Below are 22,953 nucleotides of genomic sequence, written 5' to 3'. Positions count from 1 at the left end.
CGCCGCGCGCGGCCCGGTCGCAATGAGCGCGCGCGGCCTGCGGTTGATGGCGCCGGGCCGTCCCGCTCCGGTGCTCGACGGCGCGGCGCTGTCGCTGGCGCCCGGCGAACACGTCGCGCTGATGGGGCCGAGCGGCATCGGCAAGTCCTCGCTGATCGAGGCGATCGCGCGCCTGCGGCCCTGCGAGGGCGAGATCCTGATCGACGGCCGGCCGCTGGCGGATTGGGACGAGGCCGCGTTGCGCGGCCGGATCGCGCTGATCGGCCAGAAGCCGCAGCTGATGGCCGGCACCATCGCCCAGAACATCCGCCTGGGCTGTCCGCAGGCCTCGGACGAGGCGCTGCGCGAGGCCGCAAGGCGCGCGCGAGTCCTGGAATTCACCGAGCGTCAGCCGCTGGGCCTGGATACCGTGCTGGGCGGACGCGGGCAGGGCCTGTCCGGCGGCCAGGCGCAGCGCGTGGCGCTGGCGCGGCTGTTCCTGCGCGATCCCGGACTGATCCTGCTGGACGAGCCCACGGCGCACCTGGATGAAGACACGCAGGCCCGCGTGCTGGACGAAATCCTGGCATTCGCGGCGGGCCGGACGCTGCTCATCGCCACGCACTCGCCGCGGGTGGCAGCCCGTTTCGGGCGCACGCTGCGGCTGGCGGGCGGCAAACTGGAACAAGCATGATGCGCATCGCCATCGCCATCGCTATCGCCATCGTCATCGCCGCGCCTGGCGGGTTTGCGGGATCCGGAGCGGCCCATCCATGAAACACCTGTTGTTGCTGCTGCCGCTGTACGCGCGCCGCAAGGGCGGACTGCTGCTCGCGCTGTTCTGCGCGCTGGCCACCGTGGCCGCGGGCGTGGGGCTGTTGGGCGTGTCGGGCTGGTTCCTGACCGGCGCCGCGCTGGCTGGCGCGGGCGCGGCGTTCAACCTGTTCGCGCCGTCGGCGCTGGTGCGCGGCCTGTCGTTCCTGCGCATCGTGTCGCGCTATGCCGACCGTCTGGCGGGGCACTCGGCCACGCTGCGCCTGCTGGCCGATCTGCGCACGCTGGTGTTCCGCGCGCTGATCCGCCTGACGCCGCGCCAGCTGGCGCGCTATCGCGGCGGCGATCTGGTGGCGCGCATGACCGGCGACGTCGACGCGCTGGATACCGTGTTCCTGTTCGTGCTGGCGCCGCTGGCCACGGCGCTGCTGGCCGGCGCCATCATGACGGCGGTGCTGGGCTACTGGATACCGGCAGCCGCGCTGGTGTTCGCGCTGGCGCTGCTGGTGGCCTGCGTGCTTGCGCCCTGGGGCCTGCAGCGCGCCGCGCGCGGGCCCGGCGCCGCCGCGCAGGAAAGCGCGGCCGGCCTGCGCGCCGCTGTGCTGGACGCGGTGGACGGCCACGCCGACATGGTGGCGCTGCATGCGCAGGCGCAGACCCGCGCGCATTTCGAGCGCCTGTGCGGGCAGAACGCGCAGGCGCGCCAGGCCCAGGCCTGCGTCGCGGCGCGCGGACTCTGGTTCCTGCAGGCCGCCGCCGGCGCGGCCGTGCTGGGCGTGTTGTGGTTCGGGCTGGGCGAGCACGAGGGCGGCGGCCTGTCCGGACCCTTGCTGGCGGGTCTGCTGCTGGCGGTCATGGGCATATTCGAAGTGGCCGCGCCCATCATGCGCGGCGCGTCGCGCCTGGGTTCGGCGGTGTCCGCGGCGCAGCGCATCCGCGAGGTGGCGCAATGCGAGCCGGACATGCGCGATGCCGACGCGCCGGCCGCGCTGCCGGCGGATGGCGCGCTGGAACTGGACGGCTTGCGCTTCGCCTATTCCGACGGCGTCCCGGTGCTGGACGGCGTCAGCCTGCGCGTCGCGCCGGGCGAGCGCGTGGCGATCCAGGGCGAGAGCGGCGCGGGCAAGTCCACGCTGCTGCATCTGATCCTGCGGTTGGAAGATCCGCAGGCTGGCCAGGTGCGCTATGGCGGACGCGACGCGCGCGATTGCGCGCAGGCCGACTGGCACCGGCGCATCGCGTTGCTGTCGCAGGATGCGCCGGTGTTCCTGGGCACGCTGCGCACCAATCTGCTGATCGGCGATCCCTCGGCGGACGAAGCCGCGCTGTGGCGCGCGCTGGATGCCGCGCGCCTGGGCGATTTCGTGCGCGGACTGCCCGACGGGCTGGATGCGTGGGCGGGCGAGACCGGCTCGCTGCTGTCGGCTGGCCAGGCGCGGCGGCTGTGCCTGGCGCGGGCCCTGCTGTCGCCGGCCAGGGTGCTGGTGCTGGACGAGCCCACCGCCGGCCTGGACGCGGCGGCCGAGGCCGATTTCCTGCGCGATCTGGGGCGGGCGGCGCAGGGGCGCGCCGTGGTGCTGGCCACGCATGCGCGTCTGCCGGCGGGCGCGGTGGACCGGCGCTGCGTGCTGCGCGGGGGACAGTTGCATGACGTGTCATCGCCCGAGGCTGTCCTGGCTTAAGCGCGGCGGCGGGGTTATAGTGCGCCTTGCTTCAATTCTTCAGGGCCGTCTTTCATGCAGAACGAATACGCCGAGTTCATCCGGCGCACCATCCGCAGCGTTCCAGACTGGCCCCAGCCCGGTGTCACGTTCCGTGACATCACGCCGGTGCTGCAGGACCCGCGGGCGTTCCGCGTCCTGATCGACCTGTTCGTCTACCGTTACATGCGTCAGCGCCTGGACCTGGTCGCGGGCGTGGATGCGCGCGGCTTCATCGTGGGCAGCGTGCTGGCCTATGAGCTGAACCTGGGTTTCGTGCCCGTGCGCAAGAAGGGCAAGCTGCCCTACCGCACGGTGGCCGAGGAATATTCGCTGGAATACGGCAACGCCGCCGTCGAGATGCACACCGACGCGGTGCGCACCGGCCAGCGCGTGCTGTTGGTGGACGACCTGATCGCCACGGGCGGCACCATGCTGGCGGCCATCAAGCTGCTGCAGCGCCTGGGCGCCAACGTGGTCGAAGCCGCCGCCATCATCGACCTGCCCGACCTGGGCGGCTCCGCCAAGATCGCCGCCACCGGCACGCCGCTGTACACGGTCTGTCAGTACCAGAACGACACCACCGCCTGACGCGCGGCGCTTCGCGGGGGCTTAGCCCTCATTCAGACGCGGCTGGATGAAATCCAGGAACGCCTTGGTCTTGGCCGGCAGCATCCGCGAGGGCAGCAGCGCGAACAGCGGCAGCGGCGTCAGGCTCCATTCGGGCAGCACGCGCACCAGGCCGGACTGCTTGATGGCGCGCTCCATCGCATCGAACACCAGCAGCGGCGTGATGCCCAGTCCCTGGCTGGCCAGCCGGCCCAGCATGCCCACGTTATTCGCGGCAAGCCGGCCCGATACCTGCACGCGTTCCACCTTGTCGCCCGAATGGAGCATCCAGAAGGATGATTCGTCGCGCATGGTGGGCCGCAGGCACTCGTGATGGCTCAGATCCCCGGGCACGCGCGGCTCGCCGTGGCGCGCCAGGTATTCGGGCGAGGCGTACAGCTGGTGCGCCATGAGCACGATCTTGCGCGAGATCAGGCTGGAATCGGGCTGCTGCCCGAAGCGCAGGATCAGGTCGAACGGGTTGCTGATCGGATCGACCGAGCGCATGCCCAGGTCGAAATCGCATTCGATATCGGGATGCTGTTCGCGGAATTCGCGGATCACCGAAGGCAGGAACAGTTGCGCCAGGCTGGTCGGCAGCGAGATGCGCAGCCGGCCCTTGGGTTGCACCGCCATGTCCAGCAGCTGGTCGTGGGCGACGCGGGCTTCCTCGACGATATGGCGGCAGCGCTCGAAATAGATGGCGCCGGCCTCGGTCAGGTCGATCTTGCGCGTGCTGCGGTTGAGCAGCCGCATGCCGACGCTGCGCTCCAGTTCGCTGACGCGGCGCGACAGCGTGGACGTGGGGATGTTCAGGGCTTCGGCCGCATGACTGAAATTCTTGCGCTTGGCGACTTCGACGAACAGGGCGATGTCGTTAAGCTGTATGTCCATAAGGGCCTCGGTACTCAAAATTCCATGTCTGGCAGATTCCAATCATAAATGGAATTATTTTTGCGCCAGTGGAAATGTCTATTCCTCCATCCCGAACAAGCCGCGCCAGTCGTGGCGTCAGGGTCCAGCGAGCCGCAGCTGGCGTTTTGCTGAATGCCCGCAGAGCTTGCGCTCATTGGGGCCAGGGCGGGAGTGCGCAGGAAGTGAGCAGGAAATCGGCAAGAATCGCGCCGCGACATGCGGGGATCTTTCCACTCCTGCAAATATGTTCCCCAAATTAAGGGTTTTTACTAGGTCGATAAGGCCAGATACTTCGTTCCGTCAACACGCCGTCACATTGCGCCCGCCGTCCTGGCGGGCGCTGTCGTGCCAGGTATAGGATGGAGTCATCACAATGAAAGCCCTAGCGACCGCACTCATGGTTACCGCAACCCTGGCGGGCATGTCCGCCGCCCACGCCGATGGCAAGACCCGCGAACAGGTCCAGCAGGAACTGCAGGCCGCCAAGGCCGCCGGCCAGGTCACCTTCGGCGAGCTGGACTATCCGCCCGCCACCGCCGCCAGCACGGGCATGTCGCGCGAGCAGGTCGGCGCCGAACTGCAAAGCGCCAAGATCGCCGGCCAGGTGACCAGCGCCGAACTGGACTATCCGCCCAGGAGCGCCGCGCCCGAAACCGCCGGCAAGACGCGCGAGCAGGTCCGCGCCGAGCTGGCCCAGGCCAAGGCGCGCGGCGAATACACCTTCGGCGAACTCGACTACCCGCCCAAGGGCCGCTGAGCATTTCGCGGCCGGCCGATGGCGCTGGCGCGCTGTGGCTTTTTTGCCGCGGCATTGTCCGCGCAGCGCGACAGGATTTGACGATCCTCAAACCGGAAAATGATCGGGGATGAGCGAGGGAAATGCGATTGCGAGCAAGGATTCGCATTTCATTTCAAGGCGTTAGGACCTGGTTTCAAGCATGGCGGAATGCGCGTCGAACGCGATTATCCCAGCCATGGAAAGTAGTTCTTCGAATTCCCGCTTACTCCCGGCGGTCCCAGGCGAGACACTAGTTTCAGTGCATGCATCGCGGTCTTACAGGCCGCGGCTTGCGGGCATCCGCCACGCGGCGGCACGCCCGCGCATTGCCATCCATCTTGCCATTTAGAGGACTGTTATGAAGAAGACGCTATTGGCCGTCGCGTTGCTCGCGGGCTTTGCGAGCGCGGCGCAAGCTGCCGATTCGGTGACGTTGTACGGTTTGATCGACGCCGGTATCGGTTACGAAAAGGTGAAGTTCAACGGCAACTCGCAAAGCCGTGTCGGCGCCGTGCAAGGCGTGAGCAGCGGTTCGCGCTTCGGCCTGCGTGGTTCGGAAGACCTGGGCGACGGCCTGCGCGCCGTGTTCAACCTGGAGGCCGGCTTCGGTCCCCTGAACGGCAACTCGCTGCAAAGCGGCCGCCTCTGGGGCCGCCAGGCCACCGTGGGCCTGGACAGCGACTCGTGGGGCCGCCTGGAATTCGGTCGCCAGACCAACCTGGCGTCGAAGTACTTCGGTTCGATCGACCCGTTCGCCATCAGCTACAACACCGCCAACATGGGTACCGTGTTCAGCAGCGCCAATACGATGCGCCTGGACAACATGGTGCTGTACCAAACTCCCAGCTTCGGCGGCTTCAAGGCCGGCCTGGGCTACTCGTTCAGCGCTGATGATGCCGTGTCGGACGAGAAGCAGCGCGGCTTCGAGACCAACAACAACAACCGCGTCCTGACCGCCGGCGTGCAGTACGTCAACGGTCCGCTGAACCTGGCCGCGGCCTACGACCGCTTCAATCCGTCCAAGGACGTCAAGGGCGGCAGCCAGGAAGACACGACGATCCAGTCGTACATCCTGGGCGGCACCTATGACTTCGAAGTGGTGAAGATCGCCGCCGCCTTCGGCCAGACCCGCAACGGCTGGTTCGTTGGCCAGAACATGGGCACCACGCCCGACGGCATGCAGAAGCTGGGCACGTTCAAGCTGGCCGACGGCTTCCGCGCCAATTCGTACATGGTGGGCTTCACCGTGCCGCTGGGCAGCAGCTCGATCTTCGGTTCCTGGCAGCGCGCCGATCCGAAGAACGACAAGCTGACCAAGGACGATGCCAAGTTCAACGTCTACAGCCTGGGCTACACCTACGACCTGAGCAAGCGCACCAACCTGTACGCGTACGCCTCCTACGGCGACAACTACGCGTTCCAGCGCGATGCGACGGACACGGCGTTCGCCGTGGGCCTGCGTCACCGGTTCTAAGCGACAGCGCGCCCGGCCAGACCTTGCTGAATGCGCGGCCCATCTCCGTGAGCCGCCGAGTGACAGCGAACCCCCCCTCCGGTTGAGGCCGGGCGCGACTTGAGCTGAGAAGGGAAGGGCCTCCATCTGGAGGCCCTCTCGCTTTTGGGCTTGCCGTTATCCGCGCGCCGGCATGGCGGCCCGGCTTGCGGCGGCGCGCGCGGCTACAGGAACAGCTTGTAGGCCGGGTTGTCGGTCTCGTTCCAGTGCGGATAGCCCAGTTCGGCCACGAAGGCGCGGAACTGCTTCTTGTCGGCCGCCGGCACCTGGATGCCGATCAGGATGCGGCCGTAGTCGGCGCCCTGGTTGCGGTAATGGAACAGGCTGATGTTCCAGTCCGGATTCATCGCGTTCAGGAAACGCATCAGCGCGCCCGGACGCTCCGGGAATTCGAAGCGGTACAGCAGCTCGTCGCGCGCCTGCGCGGAACGCCCGCCGACCATGTGGCGCAAGTGGGTCTTGGCCATTTCGTCATGGGTCAGGTCGAGCGTGTCGAAACCGTGGCGGCGGAAATTGGCGGCGATCTTGTCGGGCTCGGCCGGCGAGGACACCTGGATGCCGACGAACACATGGGCGCGGTCGGAATCCGAGATGCGGTAGTTGAACTCGGTGACGCTGCGCTCGCCGACCAGCTCGCAGAAGCGGCGGAAGCTGCCGCGCTGCTCGGGCATGGTGACGGCGAAGATGGCTTCGCGCATCTCGCCCACCTCGGCGCGCTCGGACACGAAGCGCAGCCGGTCGAAATTCATGTTGGCGCCGCAGGCGATGGCCACCAGCGTCTTGCCCTTCAGGTGATGCTCGGCCGCGTACTGCTTGGCGGCGGCGACGGCCATGGCGCCGGCCGGCTCCAGCACGCTGCGCGTGTCCTGGAACACGTCCTTGATGGCGGCGCAGATCGCGTCGGTGTTCACCACCACGAAGTCGTCGACGTACTGGCGCGTGAGCTTGAAGGTTTCGGCGCCCACCATCTTCACCGCGGTGCCGTCCGAGAACAGACCCACGTCGTTCAGCTGCACGCGCCGGCCCGCGCGCACGCTGCGCAGCATGGCGTCGGAGTCCTCGGTCTGCACGCCGATGATCTTGATCTCGGGGCGCAGCTGCTTGATGTAGGCGGCCACGCCCGAGATCAGCCCGCCGCCGCCGATGGCCACGAAGATGGCGTCGATCGGACCGGGATGCTGGCGCAGGATCTCCATGCCCACCGTGCCCTGGCCGGCGATCACGTCGGGATCGTCGAACGGATGCACGAAGGTCAGCTTTTCCTTCTTTTCCAGCACCTGCGCGTGGGCGTAGGCGTCGGAGAAGCTCTCGCCGGCCAGCACCACCTCGCCGCCCAGTCGGCGCACCGCGTCCACCTTCACCTGCGGGCTGGTGGTGGGCATGACGATGACCGCGCGACAGCCCAGCCGCGCGGCCGCCAGCGCCACGCCTTGCGCGTGGTTGCCGGCCGAGGCCGCGATCACGCCGCGGTTGCGCGCGGCCGGCGGCAGGTTGGCCATCTTGTTGTAGGCCCCGCGCAGCTTGAAACTGAACACGGCCTGGGTGTCCTCGCGCTTGAGCAGCACCGTGTTGGACAGCCGCTGCGACAGCAGCGGGGCCGGCTCCAGCGGCGACTCGACGGCGACGTCGTAGACCTTGGAAGTCAGGATGCGTTTCAGGTAGTCGGTGGACATGAGGGCGCGCGGGCGGGGCGGAAAAGGGGGGAGGGGGTGGGGCAGATTACCATAGGGAAACCGGCCCGCAGCCAGGCCCGGCGCGGCTTGCGGGGCCGTGGCGCGAGGCGGCCGGCGGCCTGGGCGGCGCGGCGGGCCGGGCGCGGCTACACTCGCGCATCATGGAAGAAAGTCTGCTGTCCGCCATCCACTGGCTGCTCGCGGTGCTGGCCTTGCCGTCCGTCGGGCTGTCGGCCATTTTCACCGTCTCGCTGGTGTCCGCGACCCTGTTGCCGCTCGGTTCCGAACCGGCGGTGTTCGGCTATATCAAGCTGGCGCCGGACATGTTCTGGCCGGCCGTGCTGGTGGCGACGCTGGGCAATACCATCGGCGGCGCGATCAGCTATGCCATGGGGCTGGCCGCCGAACGCGCGGTGCAGCGCTGGAAGGAAAAGCACCCCCATCCGCACGAGTCCCATCCCGATGCCGGGCCGGACGGCCGCATGCGCGGCCGCTGGAACCAGCGGGCGCACGACTGGCTGCACCGCATGGGGCCGCCGGCGCTGCTGCTGTCCTGGCTGCCGGTCGTGGGCGACCCGCTGTGCGCCGTGGCGGGCTGGCTGCGGCTGTCGTTCTGGCCCTGCGTGGCCTACATGGCCATTGGCAAGTTCCTGCGCTACGTGACAGTGACGGCCGGCCTGTTGTGGTTCTTCCCGGGCCAGCTCTGACGCTTCGGATTTGTCCGAAAATAAAGGGACGCATCATGGGGCGCGCACGCATTGCGGGGCGCGCCGGCGGGATATTCGGGGCCGGGCCGCGCGATGGCATAAAATGATTTTTTAAGGGCCCACTCTTGCGCTTCCATGAACGCCCCACTCGCTAGCCACATCCTGACAGGGGCGTTGCCGCCCGCCGCACCCGCGCGCTTGCGCGAGATTCCCTACAACTACACCTCGTTTTCCGACCGGGAAATCGTGGGCCGGCTTTTGGGCGACGACGCCTGGAGCCTGCTCAGCGACCTGCGCGGCGAGCGCCGCACCGGCCGTTCCGCCCGCATGCTGTACGAAGTGCTGGGCGACATCTGGGTGGTGCGCCGCAATCCCTACCTGCAGGACGACCTGCTGGACAATCCCAAGCGCCGCAAGCAGCTGATCGACGCGCTGAACCATCGCGTGGGCGAGATCGACCGCCGCCGCGAGCCGGGCACGCCGGCCGAGGCCGGCCATGATCCGCAGCGCGACGAGAAGGTCGTGAGCCTGCTGGCGCGGGCGCGTTCCGCCATTGCCGCCTTCGAGGGCGAGTTCGACCAGACCGCCATGCTGCGCAAGCAGGCGCAGAAGACGCTGGGCCGCATCACCGCGCGCGACAACATCAAGTTCGACGGCCTGTCGCGCGTCTCGCACGTGACCGATGCCACCGACTGGCGCGTCGAATATCCGTTCGTGGTGCTGACGCCGGATTCGGAGGACGAGATCGCCGCGCTGGTCACTGCCTGTATCGAACTGGGCCTGACCATCGTGCCGCGCGGCGGCGGCACCGGCTATACCGGCGGCGCCATTCCGCTGACCTGGAAGTCGGCCGTCATCAACACCGAGAAATTCGACAAGCTGGGCAAGGTCGAGTCCTGTATCCTGCCCGGCCTGACCGAGCCCGTGGCGGTGATCCACGCCGGCGCCGGCGTGGTGACCAAGCGCGTGTCCGAGGCCGCCGAGGCCGCCGGCTTCGTGTTCGCGGTGGACCCGACCTCGGCCGAGGCGTCCTGCGTGGGCGGCAACATCGCCATGAACGCGGGCGGCAAGAAGGCCGTGCTGTGGGGCACCGCGCTGGACAACCTGGCCTGGTGGCGCATGGTCGATCCGGACGGCAACTGGCTCGAGGTCACGCGCCTGGCCCACAACATGGGCAAGATCCACGACGTGGACGTGGCGCGTTTCGAGCTCAAGTGGTTCGATGGTCGCGGCAAGCCCGGCGAACGCCTGCTCAAGACCGAGACGCTGGAGATCGCCGGCCGCGTGTTCCGCAAGGAAGGCCTGGGCAAGGACGTCACCGACAAGTTCCTGGCCGGCCTGCCTGGCGTGCAGAAGGAAGGCTGCGACGGCCTGATCACCTCGGCGCGCTGGGTGCTGCATCGCATGCCCAAGCACACCCGCACGGTCTGCATGGAGTTCTTCGGCCAGGCGCGCGACGCGATTCCGTCGATCGTCGAGGTCAAGGGCTACCTGGACGGCGAGGGCCGCGAGCGCGGCGCCATCCTGGCCGGCCTGGAGCACCTGGACGAGCGCTACCTGCGCGCGGTGGGCTACGCCACCAAGAGCAAGCGCGGCGTGCTGCCCAAGATGGTCCTGATCGGCGATATCGTCGGCGACGACGAGGACGCGGTGGCCGCGGCCGCCAGCGAAGTGGTGCGCCTGGCCAATACGCGCCACGGCGAAGGCTTCGTGGCCGTCAGCGCCGAGGCGCGCAAGAAATTCTGGCTCGACCGTTCGCGCACCGCCGCCATCGCGCGCCACACCAACGCCTTCAAGATCAATGAAGACGTGGTGATCCCGCTGCCGCGCATGGGCGAGTACACGGATCACATCGAGCGCATCAATATCGAGCTGTCCACCAGCAACAAGCTGCGGCTGCTGGCCGAGCTGGACGCCTACCTGGAAAGCCCGCTGCCGGTGGGCAAGGCCGAGGACGCGGCCGATGCCGAGATCACCCGCGCCGAGGTGCTGGCCGAGCGCACGCGCCAGGCGCAGGACCTGCTGGCCGGCGCGCGCCAGCGCTGGCAATGGCTGCTGGACAATCTGGACCTGCCGCTGATCCAGGCGCTGCCCGAACTGGGCCGGCTGGGCCTGGGCGCACTGCAAGGCGCGCTGTCGGATCGCCTGGCCGCGCAGCCCGCCGCGCGCGTCTTCGACGTGGTGCAGGACCGGACCATCCGCGTGTCCTGGAAGGTCGAAGTGCTGGCGGGCCTGCAGCGCCTGTTTTCCGGCGCGGCCGGCAAGCGCAGCCTGGATGAACTCGTCGCCATCCATGGCCGCGTGCTCAAGAGCCGCGTGTTCGTGGCCCTGCACATGCACGCCGGCGACGGCAACGTGCACACCAACATCCCGGTCAACTCCGACGACTACGGCATGCTGCGCGAAGCCCATGCGGCCGTCGAGCGCATCATGCAGATCGCGCGCGACCTGGACGGCGTGATCTCCGGCGAGCACGGCATCGGCCTGACCAAGTACGAATTCCTGACCGAGGCCGAGCTGGCCCCGTTCCAGGAGTACAAGCGCCGCGTCGACCCCAACGGCCACTTCAACGCCGGCAAGCTCATGCCCGGCGCCGACCTGCGCCATGCCTGGACGCCCAGCTTCAGCCTGATGGGACACGAGTCGCTCATCATGCAGCAGAGCGACATCGGCGCCATCTCCGAATCCATCAAGGACTGCCTGCGCTGCGGCAAGTGCAAGCCGGTCTGTTCGACCCACGTGCCGCGCGCGAACCTGCTGTACTCGCCGCGCAACAAGATCCTGGCGACCTCGCTGCTGGTCGAGGCCTTCCTGTACGAAGAGCAGACCCGTCGCGGCGTCAGCCTGAAGCACTGGGAAGAGTTCGAGGACGTGGCCGACCACTGCACGGTCTGCCACAAGTGCTACACGCCCTGTCCGGTGGACATCGACTTCGGCGACGTGTCCATGAACATGCGCGCGCTGCTGCGCCGCATGGGCCGCAAGTCGTTCAACCCCGGCACGGCCAGCGCCATGTTCTTCCTGAACGCGAAGGATCCGGCCACCATCAACGCCACCCGCAAGGCCATGGTGGGCGTGGGCTACAAGATCCAGCGCGCCGCGCACGACCTGCTGTCGGGCCTGGCGCGCAAGCAGACCGCGCAGCCGCCCGCCACGGTGGGCAAGCCGGCGCTGCGCGAGCAGGTGATCCACTTCGTCAACAAGAAAATGCCGGGCGGGTTGCCGAAGCAGGCCGCGCGCAAGCTGCTGGACATCGAGGACGCCAACTACGTCCCGATCATCCGTGATCCCAAGTCGACCTCGGCCGACACCGAGGCGGTGTTCTACTTCCCCGGCTGCGGCTCCGAGCGCCTGTTCTCGCAGGTGGGCCTGGCCACCCAGGCCATGCTGTGGCACGCCGGCGTGCAGACCGTGCTGCCGCCGGGTTACCTGTGCTGCGGTTATCCCCAGCGCGGCAACGGCATGACCGACAAGGCCGAGCAGATCATCACCGACAACCGGGTGCTGTTCCACCGCGTGGCCAACACGCTGAACTACCTGGACATCAAGACCGTGGTGGTCAGCTGCGGCACCTGCTACGACCAGCTGTCGGGCTATGAGTTCGACAAGATCTTCCCGGGCTGCCGCCTGATCGACATCCACGAGTACCTGCTGGAAAAGGGCATCAAGCTCGACGGCGCCAAGGGCGTGCGCTACATGTATCACGATCCCTGCCACACGCCCATGAAGCTGCAGGATCCGATGAAGACCGTGCGTTCGCTGGTGGGCGACGGCGCCATCAAGAGCGACCGCTGCTGCGGCGAGTCCGGCACGCTGGCCGTCTCGCGGCCCGACGTGTCCACGCAGGTGCGCTTCCGCAAGCAGGAAGAGCTGCTCAAGGGCGCGGAGACGCTGCGCGGCGACGGCTACAACGGCGACGTGAAGGTGTTGACGTCCTGTCCGTCCTGCCTGCAGGGCCTGTCGCGCTACGAGGGCGACACCGGCATGGACGCCGACTACATCGTGGTCGAGATGGCGCGGCACATCCTGGGCGAAGGCTGGATGGAAGACTATGTGCGCCGCGCCAACGCGGGCGGCATCGAGCGCGTGCTGGTGTAGTTGTCACGCGCCCGCCTGCTGGCAGGCATCGCTGTCTTGCAAACGCCCGGCGATTTCGCCGGGCGTTTTGCTTTGCACGGCGCTGGCGGCGGTCCATGGCTTGTATGGTTACTATGTATCAAATAACATTGAGTCTCAATTTAAATTTTGATGGCTCGCCGTTTGATGCCCCGTTTTCCCCGCACCCCGATCCTGGCCGCCTTCCTGGCGGCGACCAGCCTGCCCGCCGCCGCCGCGCTGCAGCCCGTATCCGAAGCGCCTCTGGCCGAGGATGCCGAGTTCCAATGCCGCTTCGGCAATGACAACAGTACCGAGTGCCTGAGCACATATCGCTACACCATCCTGACGCAGGCCGGACGCGACATGGTTTCGCGAATCGATCGCAGCTATGCGGAAAACGACAGTCTTGAGGTCTTGCGCGCCGAAGTGATCCAGCCCGGCGAGAAGCCGGTCGCGCTGGATGCCGCGCAGATCGACACGCGCATGGCGCCCAATCCGGAACAGGGCTTTCTTCGGCAGAAGCAGACCTCGCTGGCGTTTCCCAACCTGCGCGTCGGTAGCGCCATCGTCTTTACGCTGCGCGAGCGATTCGCCGTCGTGCCGCATGCCACGCACTTTCACTACGTGATGGAGCAGGCGCCGCGCTCGGTGCGACAGGATCGTTTCCATGGCGAGTTTTTCGCGGATCGGCCGATGGTCTGGCGCGCCCAGGCGATGGATGATTTCCGGATCAATGCTTCCGCCGATGGCAAGCGTATCGTCGTCGACCTGAAAAGCGCGCCGCGTTATCTCTCCTATATCGATGAGCCGGAGCGGGGCTATCTTCGGCGGTCACCGCGGCTGGAGGTTGGCAGCGCCACGGCGGCGCAGGACTATTTTGGTCCGTTCGCCGCGCGCTACAACAAGATCCTCGCCGCTGCGCTGCCCAAGGCAGCCGCGGTGGCGGCGCAAGCGGCGCGCAACCGGCCGCCCGAGCAAGCCGTTGCCAGCCTCATGCGGCACATCAACGATCACTATCGTTATCTGGGCGACTGGCGCGGCACAGAGCGCGGCCAGATTCCGTTTTCCCTGCAGGAAATCGAAAGCCACGGCTATGGCGACTGCAAGGATCTGGCCATTTTGCTTACCGCCATGCTACGCGGCGCGGGCATCAAGGCCGAGCCAGCACTGGTGGCGCGGGGGGCCGTCGCGCCGGAGTTGCTGTTGCCGGGTTTGTTCGCGCCCAATCACGCGATCGTGCGTGCCGAGGTGGACGGCGCCATCTGGTGGCTCGATCCCACCAATCTCGTGTTCGTGCCGGGTTTGACCATGCAGGACCTTCAGCAGCGTTGGGCGCTGGTGTTCGATGACAGGGGCGGCGTGCGCCGCGAGGATATCCCGCTGGCAAGCCCGAGCGCGGATGGCCTTGCCGTCGTCCGCCATGAGCGCTTCCGGGGGGACGGGCAGGCCGAGGTCCGCGCGTCCGTCGTGCTGTCGGGTATGTCCGTGGCCTCGCTATTCCTCAGCGAACGGCAGAACGGCAAGGCGGGCATGGACCAGGTGTTGTGCCGCAATTTCGCGGCCGAGAACCGGGATTGTGTATTGCGGCGCGAGCCCGGCGATTTCGTCATGCCGCCGGCGTACCGTCTCGACGCCGAGCTGGTCGACCTGAAGCCGGTGGAGCGGGTGGGCGACCACCATGTTCGTGCACAAGACTATCTGGCGAACGATTGGGAAGATTTCGCGCGCTATCGCCGATCGGGCCAATTGGCCGATGTTTACCTGGGGGCGCCGGAAACCATGGCGTTCGACGTGACGCTCACGGGCGCGACCGTCGAGTCGCCGGCATTGCATTGCACGCTGCGCTCGTCCTGGTTCGATCTGGACCTGGACGGCGAACCCACGGACGCCGGTTACCGCTATCGCTACAAGTCGGTGAGGAAAGCCGCGTGGTTCAGCCACGCCGATATCATGTCGGACGCATTCGGCGAGGCGGTCGAGCAGGGCCGTGCCTGCGCGGAGCAGCTGCGCATGGCCGTGAAACTGCCGCCGGCCTGACGCGCGCCGGCGCGGCTGCCTGTCCGGCGAGCCGGGCAGGCGCGGATGTTCAGCGCACGACGCCGCAGACGATGCGCGCCCCGCCGCCGCCCAGCGGCGCGGGCGTATCGCTGTAGTTGTCGCCGCCGGCATGGATCATCAGGCTGCGGCCCTTGAAATCGTTGGCCTTCAGGCGTGGCGCGACCACGGTGCCGTGGACGCTGCCATCGGCGGAAACTTCCAGGCGGGGCAGGTCGCCCTGGTGACCCTTGCCGGCGGCGTGGCCCAGCTGCGGACCCAGGTGATGCCCGTGGCCGGCCGGATCCCAGTGTCCGCCCGCCGCGCCGGCGGGCGTGGCCTTGCCGTCGACCACGGTCGGGCCGCAGTCGCCGTTCTGGTGCAGGTGGAAGCCGTGCGGACCCGCCGGCAGGCCGCGCAGGTCCGGCGTCAGGCGGGCGCCGGCGGGGCTATCCTCGATCACCACGGTGCCGGCCAGCTGGCCGATGCCATCCGGCGTGACGTGCATCATCTGCACGGTGAAACTGTGGGCCGCGGCCGGCAGGGCCAGGGCCAGGGAAAGGAAAACGCGGGCTTTCATGAAGACTCCTGATTGATGCGCATCGCGCGATGGTTGCGGCGATTAGAGCCAGCGCATGAAAGCGGCGGAAGCAAGCTCAAGAGTTCATCAAGGCGTCGGGACGAAAAAAAACGCGGCCCGAAGGCCGCGTCCCGTGTCATGCCGGCGCGCTCATTCGAGCTTGATGCCGGCCTTCTTGATCACGTCCGCCCAGGCGGTGCGTTCCTGGTCGGCATAGGCCTTGAATTCCTGTGCCGACAGCGGCATGGGGATCACGCCCATGTCCATCATCTTCTGCGAAACGGCCGGGGTCTTGAGCGTGGCGTCCAGATCGGCCGACAGCTTCTTGACCACGTTCTCCGGCAGACCGGCCGGCGCCACCAGACCCTGCCAGGCGTAGGCGGTGAAGTTGGCCACACCTTGCTCGGCCATGGTCGGCGCGTCCGGCAGCACGGCGACGCGCTCGGGCGTGGCCGCGGCCAGCACGCGCAGCTTGCCCGCCTTCACGTTGGGCAGGCCGGCGGCCAGGTCGATGAACATCACGTCCACCTGTCCGCCCAGCAGGTCCTGGATGGCGGGCGCGGCGCCCTTGTAGGGCACATGCAGCAGCTCGGCGCCGGTGCGCTGCTTGAACAGCTCCAGCGCCAGATGGTGGGGCGAGCCCGCGCCGGCCGAGGCGGCGGTCAGCTTGCCCGGCTCTTTCTTGGCGGCCGCGATCACGTCGGCCACCGACTTGTACGGCGAGTTCACGTTCACCGCCAGCAGCAGCGGGAACTTGGCGATGCCGCCGATGTAGGTGAACTTGGACGGGTCGTAGGACAGCTTGGCGTACAGCGAGGGGTTGAAGGCCAGCGTGCCCGAATCGGCGGTGCCGATCATGTAGCCGGACGGCTCGGCCTGGGACACGGCGGTCGCGCCGATGATGGTGGCCGCGCCGGGGCGGTTCTCGACCACGATGGTCTGGCCCAGCGGCTTTTCCATGCCGCCGGCGACCGTGCGCGCGACCACGTCGGCGCCGCCGCCGGCCGGATAGGGCACGATCCAGCGGATCGGCTGGGTGGGCCAGGATTGGGCGTTGGCAGCCGTGGCGGCCAGGGACAGGGCGGCCAGCGCCAACAGGCGCTTCGCGTGCTTGTGCATGGGGTTGTCTCCTCGTGCGGGATCGATATGGATGCGCGGGCGGGCGCCGCTCGGCGCGGCCGCGCTGTTTTGCGCCGTTATTATGCCTGCGCGTTTCGGCGCATGGTTGCGGTTTTTCAGGCGCTGCGGCGCGGCATCCGGCCGCCCGGGCGCGCGCGAGGAGGTCCGGCTATTGCGGCTCGGGATAGCTGCGGGCGCCGAAGACGGCCGTGCCGATGCGCACCTCGGTCGAGCCTTCCTCGATGGCCAGCTCGAAATCGCCGCTCATGCCCATCGACAGCCGGTCCAGCGACATGCCGTCGGGCAGGTCCTGCCGCAGCCGGTCGCGCAGCTCGCGCAGCGCGCGGAAGCACGCCCGCACCTCGGCGGGATCGGGCGAGTTCACGGCCAGCGTCATCAGGCCGCGCACGCGCAGCGTGGGGAAGTCGGACGCGATGCGGCGCAGGAAGGCCGACACGTCCTCCGGCGCCATGCCGTATTTGCTGGGCTCGCTGGAGGTCTTGACCTGCACCAGCGCGTCCAGCGTGCGGTCCTCTTGCGCCAGCCGGCGGTGCAGGGCCTCGGCCAGGTCCAGGCGGTCCAGCGATTGCACCTCGGCGGCGTCGCGCGCCGCGTCCTTGGCCTTGTTGGTCTGCAGATGGCCGATCAGCACCCATTGCAGGCCCTGCCCCGACAGGGCGGCCGCCTTCTGGCGGATTTCCTGCGTCTTGTTCTCGCCGAACCGGGTCAGGCCCAGCGCCATGGCTTCGCGGACGGCGTCGACGCCGAAGGTCTTGCTGACCGGCAGCAGCGTCACGTCCAGCGGGTCGCGGCCGGCGCGCTGGCAGGCCTGGGCGATGCGTAGCCGGATCTGGGCGAGGCGCCCGGCCATGGTGTCGATGGCGGTCATGCAGGTCTCTGGAATATGCGATGTCCCATAGTTTAGGACTGTGGCGGCGGGTTCCGCCACAAGGGGCCGGGATGGCGTTGACCCTGTGCAATTCGCAGGCTTAGAATTTATCGGCATTTCTTTATGTCTCAAGGTTCCAAGCCATCCGGCGCCGCCCCGCGGGCGACACGGTCCTTCCTCCTGCCCATCGTCCCGCCATGTCCAGCGCAGCGCCCGAATACGCCTTTGCCACGCCCTTCCTGAATCCCCCCGCCTCGCCGATCCGCTCGCTCATGCCCTACGCCATGCGTCCGGGCACGATCTCGCTGGCCGGCGGCTATCCGGCGCCCGAGCTGTTCGACGTGGACGGCCTGTCGCTGGCCTCGTCCCAGGTCATGGCGCGCCTGGGCGCCTGCCTGCAGTATTCGAACATCGACGGCCAGGCCAGCCTGCGCCATGAGCTGGCGCGCCTGTCGGCCGCGCGCGGCCTGCGCTGCGACGCGGACACCGAGCTGGCCGTCACCGGCGGTTCGCAACAGGCGCTGGCGCTGCTGACGCGCGTCATGCTGCAGCCGGGCGACCACGCCATCATCGAGACGCCGGCCTTCCCGAATTCGGTGCAGGCGCTGCGCTATACCGGCGCCACCGTGCACACCGTGCCGTCCGGCCCCGAAGGCATCGACGTGGATGCGCTCGATGAATTGGCCGCGCGCGTCAAGCCCAAGATCGTGTGCGTGGTGGCCTCGTTCTCGAACCCCTGCGGCGCGACGCTGACGCGCGCGCGCCGGCTGCGCCTGCTGGAGCTGGCCGTCAAGCACCGCTTCCTGATCGTTGAGGACGATCCCTACAGCGAGCTGCGCTTCGCCGGCGAGGCCGTGCCGCCCATCGCCGCGCTGGCCGAGGGCGAGGCCCGTCACTGGGCCGTCTACCTGGCCAGCATGTCCAAGACCATGGCGCCGGGGCTGCGCATCGGTTGGCTGGTGGCGCCGTCCGCGATCCGTGGCCGCTGCGTCAGTGCCAAGGCGGCCGACGACATGGCCTGCTCGGCCTGGATTCAGGAAGTGGTGGCGCAATACCTGGCTAACGGCCGCTACGAAGAGTATGTGCCGCGCATCCGCGCCGCCTACGGCCTGCGCTGCGACGCGATGGCCGAGGCGCTGTCGCGCGAGCTGGACGGGCGCGTGCGCTTCAGCAAGCCCGAGGGCGGCATGTTCTTCTGGGCCCGCCTGACGGGCGAGATCGACGCCACGCGCTTGTTGCCCTACGCCATCGAACATGAAGTCGTGTACGTGCCGGGCAAGGCCTTCTACGCCGACGCGGCGCAGGCCGACCTGCACGCCATGCGCATGTCCTTCGCCACCATGAACGAGGCCCAGATCGCCGAGGGCATGGTGCGGCTGGGCCGCGCGCTGGATGCCTGCGAGGCCAACGCGCCGGTGTCGATTTCGCTGGCGGCCTGATCCTTCGCAAACGCGCGCGGCGCGGCGGACCGCCGCCACGGTTTACTCTTGTTCCCGCCAGTCACGCTTCCTGCGTGGCAGGCATACCTAAATAAGCGGCCGTTATTTGTTGCGGGCGCCTTATGTCGATAAGCTTCGCGGCTTGGCGCGTTTCCGCGCCCGGCATCAACAGGACAGGAATCCAGGTCATGAACATTGCAAAAGGCTTGATCGGCGCGGCGCTCTTGGCGGCCGCGGCACAGGGCGCGCAAGCGGCCACGCTGGACGTGGTGCGCCAGCGCGGCGCCGTGACTTGCGGCACGACCACGGGCTTCGCGGGCTTTTCCGCGCCCGACGCGCAAGGCAAGTGGCAAGGTCTGGACGTGGATCTGTGCCGCGCCGTGGCCGCCGCGGTGTTCGGCGACGCCGACAAGATCAAGGTGGTGCCGCTCAATTCGCAGCAGCGCTTCACGGCCCTGCAATCGGGCGAAGTGGACGTGCTGACGCGCAACACCACGGTCACGCAGCAGCGCGACACCGCGCTGGGCATCATCCACGCCGGCATCAATTTCTATGACGGCCAGGGCTTCCTGGTGCCCAAGTCGCTGGGCGTCAAGAGCGCCAAGGACATCAACGGCGCCACCATCTGCCTGCAGACCGGCACGTCCAACGAGAACACGCTGGCCGATTGGGCGCGCGCCAATCACGTCACCTACAAGCCGGTCGTCATCGAGACCTTCAACGAAGTGGTCAACGCCTTCGCGGCCGGCCGTTGCGACGTGTTCTCCACCGACGCCTCGGGCCTGGCCTCGATCCGCATCTCCAAGCTGCAGAACCCGGACGACTACGTGGTGCTGCCCGAGATCATCTCCAAGGAACCGCTGGGCCCCTTCGTGCGCCAGGGCGACGACGCCTGGCTCAACATCGTGCGCTGGTCGCTGTCCGCCATGATCGAGGCCGAGGAATACGGCATCACTTCCAAGAACGTGGACGACCTGGCCAAGAACAGCGCCAACCCCAACATCAAGCGCATCCTTGGCGTCACAGCCGGCAGCGGCGCCAACCTGGGGCTGGACGAAAAGTGGGCCTACCAGATCGTCAAGCAGGTGGGCAATTACGGCGAGAGCTTCGAACGCCACGTCGGCCAGGGCAGCCCGCTGAAAATCCAGCGCGGCCTGAACGCGCAATGGACGCAAGGCGGCCTCATGTACGCACTGCCGATCCGCTAGCCCCCCACGGCAAACCCGCAAGACAAGAAAACGGCCTCATGCAAAACATGAGGCCGTTTTTTGCCCTGATCGGTTTCCCGCGCGGCAATGAACATCTGAGCCATGCAACGCCCAATCGAGCCATCCCCTCCGCAAGCCACCAGCGCTCCACCATCGGGGCAGCACGGATCCGGCTCCGCCGGTCCGTAGCTGCGCCCCCCTGGGGGGGAAGCGCGCAGCGCTTCGGGGGGGGATCAATACGCTCTAGCGATCTTGACGAACGCCGCGCGCAGCTCGCGCGTGCCACCCTGGAAGATCACCGGCCGGCCGCTGTACGTGAAGATCACCAGCCGCTTGGAAAACAGCATGGGCACGAAGCGCGCCTGGCGCACGTCTTCCCAGGCCACTTCACGGCGTCGGTACCAGCTCTGGCGCAGGCCGCGCTCGTCGATGGTGGTGATCGAGTTCTGCATGTGCCAGGCCACGAACAGCAGCGCGGCGAAGCACAGGCCGGCCAGTAGGGCGGGCAGCGCTTCGAGCGCGTCCGGCGCGCCGATGGCGGAGGTGACCGCCTGTACGCCCAGCACCGCCAGGATCACCCAGGACAGGATGCGGACCCAGTCGGGCCAGGCCTGGCCCGACAAGGGCAGGGGCCCGATATCGCGCAGCAGCGCGGCGCGTTCCTCGGCGGTCGGCGCGCTTGCGTTCACGCTCATGCGGCGCGCTTGGCCGCGATGGCGTTGCCAGCGCGGCTGGAGCCCTTGCGGTTCAGGTGGCCGGCCATCCACTGGCCGATGTCCACCACGGCGTCGAAGTCCACGCCGGTGTCGATGTCCAGGCCGCGCAGCATGTAGAGCACGTCCTCGGTGGCCACGTTGCCGGTCGCGCCCTTGGCGTAGGGGCAGCCGCCCAGGCCCGCGACCGAGGTGTGGAAGATCGAGATGCCGGTTTCCAGCGCGGCCAGGATGTTGGCCAGCGCCTGGCCGTAGGTGTCGTGGAAATGACCGGACACGCGCGCAGGATCCACCACCCGCGTCACCGCTTCCATGACTTCGCGCACGCGTCGCGGCGTGCCCACGCCGATGGTGTCGGCCACGTCGATCTCGTCCACGCCCATGGCCAGGTAGCGCCGCGCCACATCGACCACGGCTTCCGGCGCGACCTCGCCCTGATAGGGGCAGCCCAGCGCGCAGCTGATGCTACCGCGCACGCGGATGCCGGCCGCGCGCGCCGCTTCGGCCACGGGCTCGAAGCGGGCGATGGACTCGGCGATCGAACAGTTGATGTTCTTTTGCGAGAAGGCCTCGCTGGCCGCGCCGAAGATCACGATTTCGTCCGCGCGGGCCGCCAGCGCGCCCTCGAAGCCCTTCATGTTGGGCGTCAGCACCGAGTAGATCGTGCCGGGGCGGCGCGCGATGCGCGTCATCACCTCGGCGCCGTCGGCCATCTGCGGCACCCACTTGGGCGAGACGAAGGAAGCCGCCTCGACATTGGGAAAGCCGGCGGCGGCCAGGCGGTCGATCAGCTCCACCTTGACGTCGGTGGGCACGAATTCCTTTTCATTCTGCAGACCGTCGCGGGGCGATACTTCGACGATCTTGACGCGGGAGGGCAAAGCCATGTCTCTTCCTGTATCGGTACGGGCCAGCGCGGCCCGGAACCATATTACCGCGCATGAAACCGGCATGGTCCGGCCCCGCTAAATGCCGCTGATGCCGCGCGGTCAGGCAGTCTGCTGCGGGCTGGCGCGGTGCGGGCATGGCGCGGATTCGCCACGCCGCGCCGCCTGCGCGGCCGGTCTGCGGGGCGGTGGCGCATGCGCTGCTTCGCGCGGCTTCACTTCAGGCGCTGGTAGCGTCCGTCGTCGAGCCGCGCGACGCGCGACGCCAGTTCCAGCTCGACCAGCTGCGTCTGCAGGTCGGCGATGTCCAGGCCGCTGCGGGCCTGGATGGCGTCCAGGTGCAGCGGATCGAAGCCCATCGCTTCCAGCACGGGATGGGCGGGCAGCGATGGGGCCGCCGATGCGCGCGGGGCCGGGCGGGACGGCAGCGGCGAGCCGCCCAGCTCGTCGGTGATGTCCTGCGCCGTCTCCACCAGTTTCGCGCCCTGGCGGATCAGCGCATGGCAGCCGCGCGACAGCGGCGAATGGATGGAGCCCGGAATGGCGAAGACCTCGCGGCCGCATTCACCGGCCAGGTGCGCGGTGATGAGCGAGCCGCTTTGCCTGGCCGCTTCCACCACCAGCACGCCGCGCGCCAGTCCCGCCACGATGCGGTTGCGCTTGGGAAAGTGCTGCGGCAGCGCGCCCGTGCCCAGCGGCAGTTCGGACACCAGCGCGCCATGCGCGGCGATGCGGTGCGCGAGCTCGCGGTGGCGGGCCGGATAGATGCGGTCGATGCCCGTGCCCATCACGGCGACGGTGCCGCCGCCCTGCGCGCCCGCGTCCAGCGCGCCTTCGTGCGCGGCGGCGTCGATGCCCAGGGCCAGTCCGCTGACCACGCGCCAGCCATGCGATGCCAGGTGGCGGGCGAAGGCGCGCGCGTTTTCCTGGCCGCCGGGCGTGGCGCTGCGCGCGCCCACCACGGCCAGCGCCGGGCCCTGCAGGAAGGCCGGCTTGCCCGTGACCATCAGCAGGATGGGTGGATCGGAAATGGTCAGCAGGCTTTGCGGATAGCCGGGATCGGCCAGCGTCAGGATGTGGTGGTCCGGCGCCTCGGCCCATTCCAGGCTGCGCTCCACCTGCGCCTGCATGTCCGCCGGCATGGGCGCGGCCAATTGCCGCGCCAGCGCCTCGGGCAGGTGGCGCGCCAGCGCGGTGGCCCGCTGCGCGTAGATCTGCTCGGGCAGGCCCAGCGCGCTGAGCAGCGTGCAGGCGGTGGCCGGGCCGACGTTCGGCTCCAGGGACAGGCGCAGCCAGGCGGACAGTTCGGCGGCGGTTTGGGTCAGGGGCATGGGCGGG

General features: G+C 68.3%; 18 protein-coding genes. 10 read left to right on the top strand and 8 right to left on the bottom strand.

What is annotated here, in order from left to right; translation table 11 throughout:
• From AC6LJ9_RS12415 to AC6LJ9_RS12405, 3 genes are all read left to right on the top strand, one after another.
• A partial coding sequence (locus AC6LJ9_RS12415; protein ID WP_498147778.1) for an ATP-binding cassette domain-containing protein occupies positions 1–673 on the top strand: 673 nt, incomplete at its 5' end.
• 79 nt (positions 674–752) lie between these two features.
• Entirely contained in the window at positions 753–2,435 is a 1,683-nt protein-coding gene (gene cydC, locus AC6LJ9_RS12410) for a thiol reductant ABC exporter subunit CydC (RefSeq protein ID WP_498147777.1), read from the top strand.
• Positions 2,436–2,489: 54 nt separating this feature from the next.
• Entirely contained in the window at positions 2,490–3,044 is a 555-nt protein-coding gene (locus AC6LJ9_RS12405) for an adenine phosphoribosyltransferase (protein ID WP_103271477.1), read from the top strand.
• A 21-nt stretch (positions 3,045–3,065) separates the two neighbouring features.
• On the opposite strand, the gene AC6LJ9_RS12400 is transcribed toward AC6LJ9_RS12405, so the two are convergent.
• On the bottom strand, positions 3,066–3,956 hold the full coding sequence (locus AC6LJ9_RS12400) for a LysR family transcriptional regulator (protein WP_103271476.1): 891 nt from the start codon (positions 3,954–3,956) through the stop codon (positions 3,066–3,068).
• Positions 3,957–4,350: 394 nt separating this feature from the next.
• On the opposite strand from AC6LJ9_RS12400, the gene AC6LJ9_RS12395 reads away from it, so the two are divergent.
• Together AC6LJ9_RS12395 and AC6LJ9_RS12390 are read left to right on the top strand one after the other, a co-directional pair.
• Complete coding sequence (locus AC6LJ9_RS12395; RefSeq protein WP_212317792.1) at positions 4,351–4,734, top strand: DUF4148 domain-containing protein; 384 nt, start codon at positions 4,351–4,353, stop codon at positions 4,732–4,734.
• A 379-nt stretch (positions 4,735–5,113) separates the two neighbouring features.
• Positions 5,114–6,229, top strand: a complete 1,116-nt coding sequence (locus tag AC6LJ9_RS12390) for a porin (RefSeq protein ID WP_498147776.1) — start codon at positions 5,114–5,116, stop codon at positions 6,227–6,229.
• 203 nt (positions 6,230–6,432) lie between these two features.
• Here the strand turns inward: AC6LJ9_RS12390 and ilvA are convergent, their stop codons facing one another.
• Positions 6,433–7,941: a threonine ammonia-lyase, biosynthetic gene (gene ilvA, locus AC6LJ9_RS12385; RefSeq protein WP_498147775.1), complete on the bottom strand. Its 1,509-nt coding sequence runs from the start codon at positions 7,939–7,941 to the stop codon at positions 6,433–6,435.
• Between the two features lie 161 nt (positions 7,942–8,102).
• Here ilvA and AC6LJ9_RS12380 point away from each other — a divergent pair, with 161 nt between their 5' ends.
• The 3 genes from AC6LJ9_RS12380 to AC6LJ9_RS12370 all read left to right on the top strand — a co-directional run bounded on the left by AC6LJ9_RS12380 (position 8,103) and on the right by AC6LJ9_RS12370 (position 14,783).
• Positions 8,103–8,648 carry a YqaA family protein gene (locus AC6LJ9_RS12380; RefSeq protein ID WP_498147774.1) on the top strand — a complete coding sequence of 182 codons (546 nt, stop codon included), beginning with the start codon at positions 8,103–8,105 and terminating at the stop codon, positions 8,646–8,648.
• Between the two features lie 135 nt (positions 8,649–8,783).
• Positions 8,784–12,746, top strand: a complete 3,963-nt coding sequence (locus AC6LJ9_RS12375; RefSeq protein WP_498147773.1) for a DUF3683 domain-containing protein — start codon at positions 8,784–8,786, stop codon at positions 12,744–12,746.
• 165 nt (positions 12,747–12,911) lie between these two features.
• Complete coding sequence (locus AC6LJ9_RS12370) at positions 12,912–14,783, top strand: DUF3857 domain-containing transglutaminase family protein (protein ID WP_498147772.1); 1,872 nt, start codon at positions 12,912–12,914, stop codon at positions 14,781–14,783.
• Positions 14,784–14,832: 49 nt separating this feature from the next.
• Here the strand turns inward: AC6LJ9_RS12370 and sodC are convergent, their stop codons facing one another.
• The 3 genes from sodC to AC6LJ9_RS12355 form a co-directional block, all read right to left on the bottom strand.
• Positions 14,833–15,360 (bottom strand): superoxide dismutase [Cu-Zn] SodC, encoded by a 528-nt coding sequence (gene sodC, locus AC6LJ9_RS12365; RefSeq protein ID WP_498147771.1) that lies wholly within the window; start codon positions 15,358–15,360, stop codon positions 14,833–14,835.
• 150 nt (positions 15,361–15,510) lie between these two features.
• Positions 15,511–16,479 (bottom strand): Bug family tripartite tricarboxylate transporter substrate binding protein, encoded by a 969-nt coding sequence (locus AC6LJ9_RS12360; protein ID WP_498147770.1) that lies wholly within the window; start codon positions 16,477–16,479, stop codon positions 15,511–15,513.
• Positions 16,480–16,648: 169 nt separating this feature from the next.
• Positions 16,649–17,368 (bottom strand): YggS family pyridoxal phosphate-dependent enzyme, encoded by a 720-nt coding sequence (locus AC6LJ9_RS12355; protein WP_498147769.1) that lies wholly within the window; start codon positions 17,366–17,368, stop codon positions 16,649–16,651.
• 197 nt (positions 17,369–17,565) lie between these two features.
• Here AC6LJ9_RS12355 and AC6LJ9_RS12350 point away from each other — a divergent pair, with 197 nt between their 5' ends.
• Positions 17,566–18,807, top strand: coding sequence for an aminotransferase-like domain-containing protein (locus tag AC6LJ9_RS12350; RefSeq protein ID WP_498147768.1), 1,242 nt, complete (start codon positions 17,566–17,568; stop codon positions 18,805–18,807).
• A 188-nt stretch (positions 18,808–18,995) separates the two neighbouring features.
• Positions 18,996–20,015 carry an amino acid ABC transporter substrate-binding protein gene (locus tag AC6LJ9_RS12345; RefSeq protein ID WP_103271465.1) on the top strand — a complete coding sequence of 340 codons (1,020 nt, stop codon included), beginning with the start codon at positions 18,996–18,998 and terminating at the stop codon, positions 20,013–20,015.
• A 233-nt stretch (positions 20,016–20,248) separates the two neighbouring features.
• On the opposite strand, the gene AC6LJ9_RS12340 is transcribed toward AC6LJ9_RS12345, so the two are convergent.
• The 3 genes from AC6LJ9_RS12340 to dprA all read right to left on the bottom strand — a co-directional run bounded on the left by AC6LJ9_RS12340 (position 20,249) and on the right by dprA (position 22,946).
• Positions 20,249–20,710 carry a hypothetical protein gene (locus AC6LJ9_RS12340; protein WP_498147767.1) on the bottom strand — a complete coding sequence of 154 codons (462 nt, stop codon included), beginning with the start codon at positions 20,708–20,710 and terminating at the stop codon, positions 20,249–20,251.
• Complete coding sequence (locus AC6LJ9_RS12335; protein WP_212321445.1) at positions 20,707–21,615, bottom strand: hydroxymethylglutaryl-CoA lyase; 909 nt, start codon at positions 21,613–21,615, stop codon at positions 20,707–20,709. Before AC6LJ9_RS12335 ends, AC6LJ9_RS12340 begins: the two co-directional genes overlap by 4 nt.
• Before the next feature lie 215 nt (positions 21,616–21,830).
• A complete protein-coding gene (gene dprA / locus AC6LJ9_RS12330) occupies positions 21,831–22,946 on the bottom strand; it encodes a DNA-processing protein DprA (protein WP_498147766.1) in 1,116 nt (371 codons plus the stop codon).
• Positions 22,947–22,953: the final 7 nt, after the last annotated feature.

Source organism: Achromobacter sp. 1011811831 (assembly GCF_059760905.1).
Note: the sequence above shows the minus strand (reverse complement) of the source record. Positions and strands in the feature narration are given on the sequence as shown.

Bases quoted from the DNA above. Each gene is read 5' to 3' on its own strand.
- cydC (WP_498147777.1), top strand. From the start codon at position 753: ATGAAACACCTGTTGTTGCTGCTGCCGCTGTACGCGCGCCGCAAGGGC.
- AC6LJ9_RS12405 (WP_103271477.1), top strand. From the start codon at position 2,490: ATGCAGAACGAATACGCCGAGTTCATCCGGCGCACCATCCGCAGCGTT.
- AC6LJ9_RS12400 (WP_103271476.1), bottom strand. From the start codon at position 3,956: ATGGACATACAGCTTAACGACATCGCCCTGTTCGTCGAAGTCGCCAAG.
- AC6LJ9_RS12395 (WP_212317792.1), top strand. From the start codon at position 4,351: ATGAAAGCCCTAGCGACCGCACTCATGGTTACCGCAACCCTGGCGGGC.
- AC6LJ9_RS12390 (WP_498147776.1), top strand. From the start codon at position 5,114: ATGAAGAAGACGCTATTGGCCGTCGCGTTGCTCGCGGGCTTTGCGAGC.
- ilvA (WP_498147775.1), bottom strand. From the start codon at position 7,941: ATGTCCACCGACTACCTGAAACGCATCCTGACTTCCAAGGTCTACGAC.
- AC6LJ9_RS12380 (WP_498147774.1), top strand. From the start codon at position 8,103: ATGGAAGAAAGTCTGCTGTCCGCCATCCACTGGCTGCTCGCGGTGCTG.
- AC6LJ9_RS12375 (WP_498147773.1), top strand. From the start codon at position 8,784: ATGAACGCCCCACTCGCTAGCCACATCCTGACAGGGGCGTTGCCGCCC.
- AC6LJ9_RS12370 (WP_498147772.1), top strand. From the start codon at position 12,912: ATGCCCCGTTTTCCCCGCACCCCGATCCTGGCCGCCTTCCTGGCGGCG.
- sodC (WP_498147771.1), bottom strand. From the start codon at position 15,360: ATGAAAGCCCGCGTTTTCCTTTCCCTGGCCCTGGCCCTGCCGGCCGCG.
- AC6LJ9_RS12360 (WP_498147770.1), bottom strand. From the start codon at position 16,479: ATGCACAAGCACGCGAAGCGCCTGTTGGCGCTGGCCGCCCTGTCCCTG.
- AC6LJ9_RS12355 (WP_498147769.1), bottom strand. From the start codon at position 17,368: ATGACCGCCATCGACACCATGGCCGGGCGCCTCGCCCAGATCCGGCTA.
- AC6LJ9_RS12350 (WP_498147768.1), top strand. From the start codon at position 17,566: ATGTCCAGCGCAGCGCCCGAATACGCCTTTGCCACGCCCTTCCTGAAT.
- AC6LJ9_RS12345 (WP_103271465.1), top strand. From the start codon at position 18,996: ATGAACATTGCAAAAGGCTTGATCGGCGCGGCGCTCTTGGCGGCCGCG.
- AC6LJ9_RS12340 (WP_498147767.1), bottom strand. From the start codon at position 20,710: ATGAGCGTGAACGCAAGCGCGCCGACCGCCGAGGAACGCGCCGCGCTG.
- AC6LJ9_RS12335 (WP_212321445.1), bottom strand. From the start codon at position 21,615: ATGGCTTTGCCCTCCCGCGTCAAGATCGTCGAAGTATCGCCCCGCGAC.
- dprA (WP_498147766.1), bottom strand. From the start codon at position 22,946: ATGCCCCTGACCCAAACCGCCGCCGAACTGTCCGCCTGGCTGCGCCTG.